General features: G+C 34.2%; 10 protein-coding genes. 2 read left to right on the top strand and 8 right to left on the bottom strand.

Annotation, left to right across the window (positions count from 1 at the left end):
* Positions 1-15: 15 nt before the first annotated feature.
* Both LXH21_RS06490 and LXH21_RS06485 read right to left on the bottom strand, forming a co-directional pair.
* The gene (locus tag LXH21_RS06490) at positions 16-1437 is read right to left on the bottom strand and encodes an OmpA family protein (protein ID WP_239863443.1); all 1422 of its coding nucleotides are present in this window, start codon (positions 1435-1437) and stop codon (positions 16-18) included.
* A 291-nt stretch (positions 1438-1728) separates the two neighbouring features.
* Complete coding sequence (locus LXH21_RS06485; RefSeq protein WP_239863442.1) at positions 1729-4935, bottom strand: UvrD-helicase domain-containing protein; 3207 nt, start codon at positions 4933-4935, stop codon at positions 1729-1731.
* A 332-nt stretch (positions 4936-5267) separates the two neighbouring features.
* Here LXH21_RS06485 and rbfA point away from each other — a divergent pair, with 332 nt between their 5' ends.
* Positions 5268-5660 carry a 30S ribosome-binding factor RbfA gene (rbfA, locus tag LXH21_RS06480; RefSeq protein ID WP_239863441.1) on the top strand — a complete coding sequence of 131 codons (393 nt, stop codon included), beginning with the start codon at positions 5268-5270 and terminating at the stop codon, positions 5658-5660.
* Positions 5661-5663: 3 nt separating this feature from the next.
* Entirely contained in the window at positions 5664-6863 is a 1200-nt protein-coding gene (locus tag LXH21_RS06475) for an ABC transporter permease (protein WP_239863440.1), read from the top strand.
* Between the two features lie 3 nt (positions 6864-6866).
* Here the strand turns inward: LXH21_RS06475 and LXH21_RS06470 are convergent, their stop codons facing one another.
* The 6 genes from LXH21_RS06470 to LXH21_RS06445 all read right to left on the bottom strand — a co-directional run bounded on the left by LXH21_RS06470 (position 6867) and on the right by LXH21_RS06445 (position 14011).
* On the bottom strand, positions 6867-7895 hold the full coding sequence (locus LXH21_RS06470; protein WP_239863439.1) for a PAS domain-containing protein: 1029 nt from the start codon (positions 7893-7895) through the stop codon (positions 6867-6869).
* Positions 7896-7924: 29 nt separating this feature from the next.
* The gene (locus LXH21_RS06465) at positions 7925-8368 is read right to left on the bottom strand and encodes a response regulator (protein WP_239863438.1); all 444 of its coding nucleotides are present in this window, start codon (positions 8366-8368) and stop codon (positions 7925-7927) included.
* A gap of 24 nt (positions 8369-8392) precedes the next feature.
* Positions 8393-10690 (bottom strand): ATP-binding protein, encoded by a 2298-nt coding sequence (locus LXH21_RS06460; RefSeq protein ID WP_239863437.1) that lies wholly within the window; start codon positions 10688-10690, stop codon positions 8393-8395.
* Between the two features lie 259 nt (positions 10691-10949).
* Positions 10950-11942 (bottom strand): tRNA dihydrouridine synthase DusB, encoded by a 993-nt coding sequence (gene dusB / locus LXH21_RS06455; protein ID WP_239863436.1) that lies wholly within the window; start codon positions 11940-11942, stop codon positions 10950-10952.
* 43 nt (positions 11943-11985) lie between these two features.
* Entirely contained in the window at positions 11986-12753 is a 768-nt protein-coding gene (locus tag LXH21_RS06450; RefSeq protein WP_239863435.1) for a TIGR03915 family putative DNA repair protein, read from the bottom strand.
* Positions 12731-14011, bottom strand: coding sequence for a putative DNA modification/repair radical SAM protein (locus LXH21_RS06445; protein ID WP_239863755.1), 1281 nt, complete (start codon positions 14009-14011; stop codon positions 12731-12733). Before LXH21_RS06445 ends, LXH21_RS06450 begins: the two co-directional genes overlap by 23 nt.
* Between the last annotated feature and the right edge of the window lie 18 nt (positions 14012-14029).

The following is a 14029-nucleotide window of genomic DNA, read 5'->3' as shown; positions in this document are numbered from 1 at the left end:
AATATTTTGGGAATATTATTTCTTGATTAAAGAAACTTCTACTCTTCTGTTTTCAGCTTTTCCTTTAGCAGTTTTGTTAGAAGAAATTGGTTTAGTTTCACCGTACCCAACAGATTTCAATCTATCGGTGTTGATACCATTTTCTATTAAGTAAGATCTTACTGCCGCAGCTCTGTTTTCAGACAAAGTTTGGTTTAGTGCATTACTACCGTCACTATCAGTATGACCTTCAATCATAAAGTCAGTGTTTGGGTATTCTTTAAGAATATCTGCAACTGAAGTCAATACTGTATAAGACTGAGATTTGAAAGAAGATTTTCCTGAATCAAACAAAATTGTTTTACCATATTCGTTTAATTGTTTGATAACTTCAACAGTTACTTCAGGACATCCACCGTTACTTTTTGGACCAGCAACTTTAGGACAAGCATCATCTTTATCTAAAACACCATCTCCGTCAGTATCTGGCCATGGGCATCCAGCGTTTTCTTTAGCTCCTTTTTCGTTAGGACATTTGTCATCTTTATCAGAAACTCCATCTCCATCAGTATCAGGACAACCTTTCATTGCTTTTGTACCAGCTTCGTTAGGACAAGCATCTTCAGCATCAGTTACACCATCGCCATCAGCATCTGGACAACCATTCAATGCAGCAATACCAGCAACTTCCGGACAAGCATCATCTTTATCTGGAATACCATCTCCGTCAGTATCAGGACAACCATTAAATTCTTTTAATCCTTTTACATCTGGACAAGCATCATCTTTGTCATAAACACCATCTCCGTCAGTATCTTTTCCTCCAAATTTGAAAGTAAGACCTGCAGTATGCATGAAGTGACCTGGTGCATCTGGAACTCCTGCTCCATCAACTCTGTCTCCTCCAAAAATATCTCCACCTTTATAAGTTGTTCCTAAAGAGAAACCTACAACATCAGAGAACCAGAATGTAACTCCTGCTCCTAAGTTTAAAGTTCCGTAGCTACTATCACCTAAGAAAGTATAACCTCCACCTACATTAATATTAGGATCGATTACTTTAGATTTAAGTAATTCCATAAAACTGTATTTCACAGCTCCATCAATTCCGTAGTACATTAAACTTCCAGGATCAGAAGTAACGAATTGTCCACCTGTATAATCTACAAATTTTTCGATTTTGTTTACAGATCCAGTTACTCCAAAAGAGAAACCGCTACCTACGTATCTAGACACATTGATGTAAGAGATAGAAGGAAGGATATTCCAGTTATCTTTTACATTAAAAGGTTGAGAAAAGTGATCTTCAAAAAATCCTGCTGGACTATCAGCGGAAGTTCTTGTATCAACTGCATTTACTCCAAATGAAATCGCCCATGGGTTATTCATGTCTTGTGCCTGAGACGAAAGACCCGTCATCATTAAGGCAGCAACAACTAATTTGCTAAGATGTTTCATATTTTATTTTTTTTAATTACGATTATGTTAATTGAAAGCAAAAGTAACACCTAAATTATTAACAACAAAACAGAATGTTAAAAATCACTATTAGAGTCAATAAAAATCACGTATTAAGCACATATTGTTGATTATTGACACTAAGTTGTACCAAATTACTACAAAATCGCAACATTACTTATTGATTCAATAACTAATACACTAACATTCAAACCTATAACTGTTATTAAATATATAAAAGTCGCTCATTATTTAACGGTATTATACTTATTAAAATAATATTTTATGGTATTATATATTTTGAATTTCTACAAAATCGCTTATATATACCAATGTCTTGCGCATCACTTTGTATCCCATGTTCTCTATAGCAAATTGATAATTTTCTAATTGTTTTTGATACTTACTATTATGCGCTCCCGTCTTGTAATCCAATAAGAAAATCTCTTTGTTAGCAGTCAATACCATTCGGTCAGGCTTGACTAAACCACCTTCTTTTTGAATAATCGTCTGCTCATTCATAATCTCACTACCTTCTTCAAAAAATACCTTTAAATCTTCATGTTCCACAATTCCTTCTAAGGTGTGCTGCACAATTTCTTTCTGACCCGAGTGAATTAATCCTTCCTCGATTGATTTGGTGATTGCAAATTCAATATCTTCCTTTGTTTTTATAAGAGATAGAATTTCATGGATGACATTACCGTATGCAATTGACTCTTGTTGCGATGTTCCCCACATTAATGCTTCGCGTTGTGCGATTTTTATATTTTTAAAATCTAATAAGTGCTGTACCACTGGGATTGTTTTTGAAGTATCGACATGCACTTGCGTAGCCGACAGCTTAACGGGATCTCCCCATGCGTATTCTAATTTATCTGAATCAAAATCTGCATTTTGCTGAATATAATGAATAAAAAAGGCCGACATATTATCTTCTTTCACACTCCCACTTGCAGTTAAGTTACAACTCGATATAACATACAACTGCTCTTCTGCACGGGTTAATGCTACGTAAAGAACATTTATATTATCTAGTAATTCCTCCTGCTTTTTTTGATCATATACTGCTTTTGCTTCTTCTCCAAAACCTTCGACTGCCTTACTATTATCGATTAATAATTTGGGCAAGCCCAATATCGATTCATCTGCATCCAGCCATAATTTATCTTTTGGTTTCTTGACATAATCCTCTTCTGCAAAAGGAAAAATAACCACCGGAAATTCCAACCCTTTTGATTTGTGAATAGTCATAATGCGTACTGCATTATTTCCCTCTGGTGAAGGGATACTGAATTTGCCTGAGTTCTTTTGCCAGAAGTTCAAAAAATCTGCAATACCAGCTTGATTGCGCACATCGCGTTCTAAGACAATATCCAGAAAATATTGTACATAAGCAGATGATGTACTGTGTTTATCTGATCTTAGGAACTTAGACAAAATAACCTCAACAGTTTCATACAACGATTTTTTTCGAATGTTTTGAAAAGAAAGCGAAATTCCGAATGTGGCCAACCATAATTCAAAATCCTGCTCAACTTTCAATTCCATTCCCTTCAAAATGAAATCGTGGGTTGGCAGTTGGTCTTGATTGTGCTGTGCCAAATAGTATAAGAAATTGGCTTTGGCCTCAGCATCAGAATTATTATGGAGGTATTGCAACAAATGAATTATAAAACGAACTTCGGTAGCATTTTGAATCATCAACGTTTCCGAAGACAATAAAGGAATTTTTTGTTCTGTCAAATAATTAGCAACTGCTATTCCTTGACTTCGTTTTCGAGTAAGAATAACTATATCCTTGTATTGAAAACCTTGTGACAACACTTTTTGTATGGTGTCTAAAGTCGCTTTTACATATAAATCATCTTTACTTAATGGTTCTTCGAGATCGCTCTCATTTTCCTCTATTTTTGGGACGAAAGAAATATTGACATAACCCCCTACTTTATTATTGGTTTTTTGATGCGAATGATTTTCATATAAGTCCTTATAATCCGGATGTACAAACTCTGAAGACAACATCTTAAAGAAAGCATTGTTAAAACCAATTACCTCAGAATAACTGCGGTAATTCATATCCAGATGAACCAAGTTTTTATCTGGATTACTAAAAGGGTTACTGTCCTTACTTAAATCAATAAATTGCTCTGCTTTACCACCACGCCAACGGTAGATTGATTGCTTTGGATCTCCCACAATCATCAACGTCCCCTTGACACCGTAATCGTCTTGACCTGCAAGCGCATTGTCAATTAGCGGAATCAAGTTTTGCCATTGCATCTCTGACGTATCTTGAAATTCATCTATAAAAAAATGACGGTAACGCTCTCCCAAACGTTCGTATATAAAAGGCGCAGGCTGATTCTGAATTTCACGATGAATAATGGCGTTAAATTCAGAAATAGACAAGACATTTTGCTCTTCTTGAATTTTGGCTAATTCATTACTAACTGTATTTAATAACGACAGTGGTGTAATATTTTTTAAAAATGCTTTGTAAAAATCCCGTTTAGCAAAATTCTCATAAATTACAACAAGCGCTTGCAGCAATTCTGGAATAATAGCTTCGATTGTATCGCGATCTTTGGCAGTCTTATTGATCGCTATATCATCAATCTCGTGAAAAGTTTTATTCCTAGGATTAAATTTCTGGTCTCGAATGCTAACTAAATGATTTGGAAAGGTTCCGCGAGAAAATGATTTCAAATCGATACCTTTTTGATCTAGCAAGCCTAATAGCGCTTCTGCTAACTCTTTGTTTTTTATATCGATTTCATTGCAAACTATGGTGAGTTTCTTTTTAATTTCGACAAACTCGGCAATACTTTTATCTTTAAAATGCAAGATCTCATTGTGATGATTCTCATTTAGAACGAGCTTACCGGTTTCCATGATTTCACGAGAAATATCCCAGGACTTATCGTCATCGGTTTTCTCCATTGTGAAATCGATTAGCAATTGTGTCAAAGTAGGATCCTCACCAGCTTGAGCGATTAATGCATCTACCGCTTCGGTCAATAGATTTTCAGTATCCAAAGTGACCTCAAAAGTCATTGGCAGATTTAGATCATGAGCAAATGCACGAATAACTTTGTGGGTAAATTTGTCAATTGTCGAAATATCAAATGCCGCATAATTATGAATTATGTGTTTGATAATATGCTGCGCTTTGATTTTTATTTCAATCACAGATAAACCAAGCGGCTCTTCCTGCCACTCATCAGGTGCTGTTTCTTTTCTTTTCCCGTTAATCATATCCTGCATCAAATTCATTGCCTTTGGTGCGGGCTCTTCTTTTGCAAATTCAGACAAGCTCCCTACGATACGTGTTTTCATCTCGTGCACCGCTTTATTGGTAAAGGTGATGGCTAAAATATTTCGATAAGCATCATTCTTTGGTGCAGTTAGAATAATTTTAAGGTATTCTTTGACCAAAGCATAGGTTTTACCTGAGCCTGCAGATGCGTCGTAAATAGAGAAAGAGTTTCTTTGCATGTTGAAAATGATTAACGATTTTGGATTCCTGACTAACGGTTTTTCTTTATGATGATTATCCTAAAATTTTAAAAAGTTAGTCGTTAATCCTCGGTCTAAATTCTATAAAAGTAACTATGTTGTGGTTTCAAAAACTATATGATCCGCTATCACTATATTCTAGCCGCGATAGTAGCGGCATCCTTTTCTTACTACTCCTGACAGTACCGGAGAGCAAAAAATAAATAGCGACCCGAATTGTCGGGGGCGGGAAATAGCTCCTAAAAAAACTTTGCTACTTTAGCTTTTTGTATTTTTGCTTATATAATGTTTAAAAGTAGTATTTTTGCAGTATGGAAACAAATAGACAGAAAAAAATAGGTGGGGTAATCCAAAAAGATTTGGTGGATATCTTGCAAGGTGAAGTGAGAAAAAATGGAGTGACCAATTTAATTATTTCAGTATCAAAAGTAGCTGTAACTTCAGATTTATCTGTAGCTACAGTATATTTAAGTATTTTTCCTCAGGAAAAAGCACAAGAAATATTAGAAGGAATTAAATCGAATAGCAAAATAATCAAGCATGATTTAGCACAACGTGTGAGCAAGCAATTGAGACGTGTGCCGAATTTGGTTTTCTTTGTAGATGATTCACTAGACTATATTGAGAAAATCAATAATGCAATGAAAAATCAAGAAAATCCGATCGAAAACAGAGATTTACTAGAAAAAAGACGTTTTCAATAAGATTTGAATTTCCCACTTTACATAGCGCAACGCTACCTGCGTAGCAATAGTAAAAATAGCGCCATCAATATTATCAACCGCATTGCGAGCATGGGTATTATTGTTGGGGCACTTGCTTTGTTTGTGGTATTATCGGTCTTTAGCGGATTGAAAGAGTTTAGCCTTTCTTTTACCAATAATATTGATCCTGATTTAAAAATTAGCAGTACGCTTGGTAAATCATTTGAAGTATCTCCCTCGCAAGAAGATAATATTAAGAAAATTGCAGGTATTGCTTCTTATTCTAAAGTCATAGAAGAACGCGTTTTGTTTGTTTATGGAGACAAACAAGAGGTTACATACTTGAAAGGTGTCGATAGGGAATTTACAAAAGTGAATCCTATTATTGAATCGTTGTATAATGGTCAATGGTTGGAATACAATACTGCACAAGTAGTGGTAGGTTATGGACTTGCACAAAAATTTTCGATGGGTTTATTAGACTTTAATACCAACCTTGAAGTCTTTGTCCCTAAACCAGGACGCGGAGGTATTAACTCTCCTGAGGATGCCTTTAATAAAACAACTATTTACCCAATTGGAATCTACGCCATTAGTGAAGATTTGGACTCAAAATATGTTTTTTCCGATCTAGGATTAGCGCAAGATTTACTTGAATATGATAAAAAACAAATTTCGGGAATCGAAATTAAAAATAAAAGCGGTGCAGATGAGGCAGCTATCGTCGCACAGCTAAATACCATATTTAAAAATAAAATTACTGTAAAAAATCGTGCACAATTAAATGAGTCACTTTACAAGATGCTAAACACTGAGAATATTGCTGTTTACCTGATATTTACACTAGTGATTATTATAGCGCTTTTTAATTTGATTGGTGCTTTGATCATGATGATTCTAGATAAAAAAGGAAACTTAAAAACCCTTTTTAACCTAGGTGTTGAGATTAAAAGTTTGCGCAAAATATTCTTACTACAAGGAACTCTTCTTAGCTTTTTTGGAGGCCTTATTGGCTTACTTTTGGGTATTGTGATTGTATTATTACAACAGCACTATGAGCTTATTATGATTACACCAACACTTGCTTACCCAGTAATTTTTTCTCTCGAAAACGTAGCAATTGTAATGGGAACTATAATGGTTCTTGGTTTTATTGCTTCACTTATTGCTAGCAGCAGAGTAAGTGAAAAATTATTAGAGTAGTTTTTAATTCAAATTTTTATTTTTCATTCGCAAATCATCCATTAAGTTTGTAAGTTCTTTGGTAAAAAGATCCAAAGACTCCGCCGGTTCCTTCATATAAGATATTGTGTTTTTGATTTCTTCATCACAAACAGCCTTGTCTTCAATTAAATAATACAAGCCTAATATTTGAGAAATAGAATGTCTGACTTTATGCGAAATCATAAATAGCATCTCATCCATCCCTTTGGTAAATACTAGCTGGCGGTGATCGGCATTTTTTAATTTGGTGATATCAATACGCGAACCATGAATATAAGTGACGCCAAATTCATCTATCACAGTCGCCATATTGTCTATAAACCATTTATAGGTTCCGTCAGCACATTTCCAGCGGTATTCTATAGTTTCGTCGGTGCACTTTAGGTTTTGTTTCAGGAATTGCATTACTTCTAATTTATCGTCTACATGCAAATTACTATTCCACAAATCTTTGTCATTTATAAATTCTGTCGATGAATATCCTGTTATTTTCTCTACATTATCACTTATAAATGTTGTACGAAAATCATCATCAACATTTATTACGTACAGTAGGATTGGTTGAGAATGAGCAATTTGATTTAGAAAGCCGTTTGTTCTACGAATTTCGTTTTCGATGATTTCATTCTCTCTTTTTAATTCATAGGTGCTTACCGCACTTTTAATAGCTAGTGGCAATCGGATTAAATTTGATTTAAGAATATAATCAGTTGCGCCAGATAATAGGGTTTGTACAGCAAATTCTTCTGATACCGAACCGGTGACTAAGATAAAAGGTATGGTGAGTTTTTTTTCATTATAAATTCTCAAAGCCACAACTGAGTTAAATTGAGGCATAGAATGATCTGATAAAATCAAATCTGGCTGAAATTCATCAAGCGCTAGACGGTAATCAACTTCGGTTTCAACTACTTTGGTAGTAAATTCAATACCGGCATTTTTTAATTCTGACTCAACTAGAACGACATCGTACGCTGAATCTTCAAGAAACAATATTCTGAGCATTTTCATACTTCTTTAAATTTATAAATCCTCGGTAATTAAGGGGCTTGATTTAATAGCAACCAATAAAACCCTAATTCGACAACAGCTTTTGAAAAATTTTCAAAATCTACTGGTTTAACGATATAACTATTTGTCCCATATTCATAACTCTCCACAATATCACGTTCTTCACTCGAAGAAGTCATAATAACTACTGGTATCGCAACCGTTCTTTTATCTTCTTTTATAGCACGCAGAACTTCGATCCCTCCTACTTTTGGCATCTTTAAATCCAAAAGAATCAACTTAGGTTTGTCTTCTATATTTCTACTTGCATAATTTCCTTTGCAGAAAATAAAATCTAATGCTTGTTCACCGTCATGTACGTGCAAAAGTTTGTTTGTCAAATTACTTTTTTTTAGTGCCCTAATTACCAGTCCTGCGTCATCTGGATTATCTTCTACTAATAAAATATCAACATTATTAACATCTTTGTTCATAATTACTTTTTAAAGTTAAACAATTTATTTAGGTAATGAGAAATAAAATGTAGCTCCCTCATCTGGTTTTGATTCGGCCCATATTTTTCCCCCGTGCTTTGTTATAATTCTATGAACAATTGCTAACCCCACGCCTGTACCTTCAAACTCTGCCATGCTGTGTAGTCTTTGAAAAACACCAAATAATTTATCTGAATAGGCCATATCAAAGCCAACTCCGTTATCTTTTACGAAATAAATAATATTATTCTCTTCCGCATAACTTCCTATTTCAATAGTAATGGCTTCCTTTTTTGATGAGTATTTAACCGCATTGGATAATAAGTTGGTCATAACTACCTTCAACATACTTCCGTCACCCTTGAGATCCAGAAGATCATTATAGATAATTTGTGTTTCCTTTCCGTTTGAAAATAGCTTTGCATCTTCTATTAAGGAATCGATCATTTTTACCATATCTACAGGCACTAGAACAATATTTTGCCTACCTAGTCTAGAGAAGGCTAGTAGATCGTCAATTAATTGCCCCATTTTGATTGCATTTTTGGAGATCACGTCCATAAAATGCCGGCCATCCTCGTCTATTTTATCACCATAATCTTCGTGTAGAATCTTGGTGTAACCAGCAATCGCCCTTAAAGGAGCTCGTAAATCATGTGATACAGAATAGGTAAATGAATCTAGTTCCTTATTTACTTCCTCTAATTTCTCTCTAGTTTTATTGCGATCAGTAATATCTACAAAGGCATAAATGAAACAGTCCTGTTTGTCAATAAAAATTGTTTGAACAGAGAACAACACAGTCATAACCACTCCATCTGCTCGATTAATTTTTATTTCGACATCTTTATCCTCTCCACCATGCGTCTTAATGCTATCTCTAACTTTTAATTTTTCTGCAGTAGTAATAATATTGACATCGTCAGAAGCTTTACCTATTAAGTTCTCGCGCTTATGACCAGTTTCTTGGCAGTAGAAATCATTTACAAATATAAATCTACCTTCTTCTACCGTCGTAATCGCCATTGCGATAGGATTAAAATTAAATATTTTAAAGAAGCGCTCATTTGATTTCTCTAATAACTTCTGTGCTTTTCTCTTGAGTTTAAAGTTTCTCCGAATTACGAAGTAGGAAATAATTACAGATATAACAATTAGAATTTCGAAAAATAAAATCAATTCACCAGAATGCTTAGCTCTATTGATATTGAGTAGACGACGTTCATCGAGAGAATGATATTCATTTTCTTGAATAGTATGTACTAAAACTTTTATCCTACTCTTAATTAATTTTCCTTGTTCTGAAATTAATAGATTTCTGGCGGATTCAAAACCTTTTCTCTGGCGGGTACTGATTACATTTTCTCGAAATTGCGCATGCTGTACTACCAATTTTTCTAATTCCATAATACTCCTATGCGCCTCTTGGTTTCCATCTGTGGTCTTTTTAATCCTATTCATTACAAAGACAGGCGCATCCTTTTCGATTAAGTTAGAAGGATCTTCTGAAATAACATATTGAAAAGTATTTACTTCAGATTCATTAATGACCGCTAGCAAAGTGGCTGATGCTACAATCATTTCTTCTGTATTTTGAATAACATCTTTTGACTCTAGAACACCCTTATTGGTTTTGCTAAAAATATAATAGAGCAGTAAAAAGCAGACTAAAAGAATTCCAACACCTAAATTTAGCTTTTTTAGAAAAGAAAATTTATCATAAAAAATTAGTGGAGAACTAAAAGTACCCAAACACAAAACAATAAAAACAATTACTGTAGATAGCGAAATTTGAGAAAAAGTTGGAAGATATCCCGTTTCATTTGCGTTGAATATAAAATCTAAAAAAATTGCAATTGAAATTACGATCAAGAAGGAAAGTGCAAACTCAATATGTTGGTTCACTTTTTTAAATCGAATAAAAAACAGTAGAATACTCAATATAAAAATGAGCATAGTGAGCTGAAGACTCATTCTCCCCAAAGGGACATTATCAAAATTAATTATAAATTCTTTGACGAAATAATGATCTATACCTAAGTCAATTAAAAAAAAGTATTCTGTGGCTGTGGCGATGCTCATTAGAAAAACAGCAAGTAATAAAACCGAAGTTATAACTTTATATCTCGCTTTGGCGTGTAGCAATAATGAAAAACCTAATAGGCAAAAACACACAGCAGCATTGAATTTCATCACACCCAGTCCACTTGATAAAAATTGCAACTGAGGCAAGTCAAAAATCCAACTTATGAGCACAAATACACTTACTGCAATTGTAAAAATTGCTGAATATCTATACAATTGTGCTTTTATAGTCATCATTTCACAACTTTTATTCGATTCTTTTCTAGAACTTTATTAAATAACGTTTTAATAAAGCAATAGCTAAATGTACGAAAAAAGGCCAAATGCGTAATGAGAAATTGCGGATATTATAATCTTTTACCTATTTATAACAACTCTAAGGATATATCGAATTAAACTAACTTTTGATAAACTATATCTTTAAAATTAAAAATCCCACTAAAATATTTAAACCTAAGAGAATAATTAGTGGAATTAAAAATTACTTATCCATCGATTAAACAGATTGATAATCAGCGTAAGCTTCTTCTATCTCGTTAAGAATAGAAAACAGTTCCAAAGGATTGTCTTCAGTCACTAGTTTTTGTTTGTATGGCTTAAAAGAGTGTATTCCTTTAAAATAATTGGTATAATGCGGTCTCGTTTCTACAATTCCAAGTCGTTCCCCTTTCCACTCCATTGCCCAAGTTAAGTGGTTGCGTACAGCTTCTACTCTATCTGCAACAGTAGGTTTTGGCAAATGTTCCCCGGTTTTAAAATAATGTTTGATCTCATTAAAAATCCAAGGATAGCCAATAGCGGCACGACCAATCATAATTCCATCTATACCATATTCATTTTTATATTTTAATGCTTTCTCTGGACTATCAATATCTCCGTTTCCAAAAATCGGCATGGTGATTCTCGGATTGTTCTTTACTCGAGCAATGTGTGACCAGTCTGAATGACCCTTATACATTTGAGCGCGAGTTCGAGCATGAATACTCAATGCTGCCACTCCAATATCTTGTAAACGTTCTGCAACCTCATCAATATTTATAGAGTTATCATCCCAACCTAAACGAGTTTTCACCGTTACCGGAAGATGAGTACTATCTATAACAGCTTGTGTTAATCGTATCATTAAGTCAACATCCTTCAGCACTCCCGCTCCTGCTCCTTTACAAACTACTTTTTTTACAGGACAGCCGTAATTAATATCAATGATATCAGGATTAACAGTCGAAACGATTTTAGACGATAGTGCCATAGCTTCCTCATCACCACCAAATATCTGTATTCCTACTGGGCGTTCGTAATCAAAGATATCTAATTTCATGCGGCTCTTTATGGCATCACGAATCAATCCTTCTGAAGATATAAATTCTGAGTACATCATATCGGCTCCATGCATCTTACACAACCTACGGTATGGCGGATCGCTCACGTCCTCCATAGGTGCAAGTAATAATGGGAAATCTGGTAATTCTATGTTGCCAATCTTGATCATCTGCTTAAATTTTGTGCAAAATTACGGTTTTTAAAACTATTGCTTAAAATATTTTTTTTTCGGTCAAATATTTCCAATATCGTTTGGGCACATGTTGTACGTGAAGCTTCATATTTTTTCGTTCTTTAATATTTGTATGGTCAAAATATTCAGCCCATAACTTTTGATATACAATCTCCTTCTCATCGAGTAGACTATCGTTATTTTTTAATTGTAATTGAACCTCATCATCAAAAGTTACAATTTCGGTCACCTCTAAATCGTAAAATACCCCATAACCTCTTTTGAAATCATAAATTAGCCACTTTTGATCTTGATAGCGATTTTTGAAATGTCTTAAGATTAAAGTCAACACATTAAAATCGGGGTAAATTTTTGCAAAATAAATTCCGTCTTTCAACAACTCGAAGCGAACAAAAGCTTCCATTCGGTGTTTTTCTCTCCCTACACTTTTTACTAATTTTGAAACTTGTAGAACATCTGGATTAGAAAAGTTCTTTAAAACATTTTGATTCGGATTCGCAATGCTATATTGAATTACCCTTAACAGAACATTTTCTACATCCTCTGTTTCCGATAAAAACGCATACAATAATTGCCTAACTCCTTCTTTACCTAGTTGTTTTTCTAGTCGATTAAGCACTCGATCTGATTTTTCGAGATTTGTTATCGAAGTTACGTTTTCAGAAAAAAGTGCATTTTGATTTTCATCAGCACCTACGATTTTTACGTCTTCATATTTGTATTCGAAAATTTCAAAAACTGCTGTAAAAAAACCCTCAATCGTTTTATCGTAAAAAAGTAGCGTCATTTAATAGTGATAATTGATTACTAAAAGGATTTTCGAACTTGCTTTTTGTTTCATTGATAATCAATTCTTTTAGATTTACAGCATCTAGGAACTGAAGACTTTTGTTTTCACTTGCCACCTTAATAAAAAACTTTGCTCTATTTGTAGCGACACCCATTTTTTTAATGTGTTCTAATGTCAAGTTTTGAAAACGTCTTGCTTGTACAATTTTATAAGCCGATTTCATACCGATTCCTGGTACACGCAATATCATTTCTAGTGGAGCATTCTGTAAAATAACTGGAAATTTATCGATGTTACGCAATGCCCATCCTAATTTTGGATCGACTTCTAAATCTAAAAAAGGATTGTCATTAGCTAAAATTTCATCAGCTTTAAAACCATAAAAACGCATCAACCAATCGGCTTGGTACAATCTATTTTCTCTCACCAATGGTACTTGAGAACCTATAGGAGGCAAACGCAAATCATTCGAAACGGGAACATAGCCAGAATAATACACCCTTTTCATATTATAGTTATTATAGAAATGATCGGCCACCTTAATAATTTGAAGGTCGGTTTCTTGTGTTGCGCCTACAATAAGCTGGGTGCTTTGTCCTGCGGGTGCAAATTTGGGTGTTGATTTAATTATCTTCTTCTCCTCCTTATAATTTAATATCTCATTCTTTACAAACGTCATCGGCTTTATCATTTGCTGATGACTTTTGTCTGGTGCTAATAATTTCAAACCCGATTCTGTAGGGATTTCTAAATTCATACTTAAACGATCGGCATACAAACCAGCTTCTCGCATTAAATCGTCACTCGCATCTGGAATGCTTTTTAAGTGGATATATCCATTAAAATTATGTTCCAATCGCAATTTCTTAGCCACTCTCACTAGGCGCTCCATGGTATAGTCAGCATTTTTAAAAATACCCGAACTTAAGAACAGCCCTTCAATATAATTTCTTCGATAAAAACTCATTGTCAAATCGACAACTTCGTCTACAGTAAAGGCGGCTCGCTCAATATCATTACTCTTACGGGTAACGCAATAAGCGCAATCATAAATACAAAAATTGGTTAGCAAAATTTTTAATAGTGATACGCAACGTCCATCTTCGGTATAAGTATGACAAATACCAGTCGCCGAAGAATCTCCCAAACCTTTATTGGTGTTTTTTCTATTACCACCACTTGAGGAACAAGAAACATCATATTTGGCAGCATCTGCAAGGATTTCCAACTTTTCTTTAACTCTGTCGTAATTCAACATATTTACATTTTAGGG

It is taken from the genome of Flavobacterium algicola, from assembly GCF_022399565.1.
GTDB classification, from domain to species: Bacteria; Bacteroidota; Bacteroidia; order Flavobacteriales; family Flavobacteriaceae; genus Flavobacterium; species Flavobacterium algicola.
Note: the sequence above shows the minus strand (reverse complement) of the source record. Positions and strands in the feature narration are given on the sequence as shown.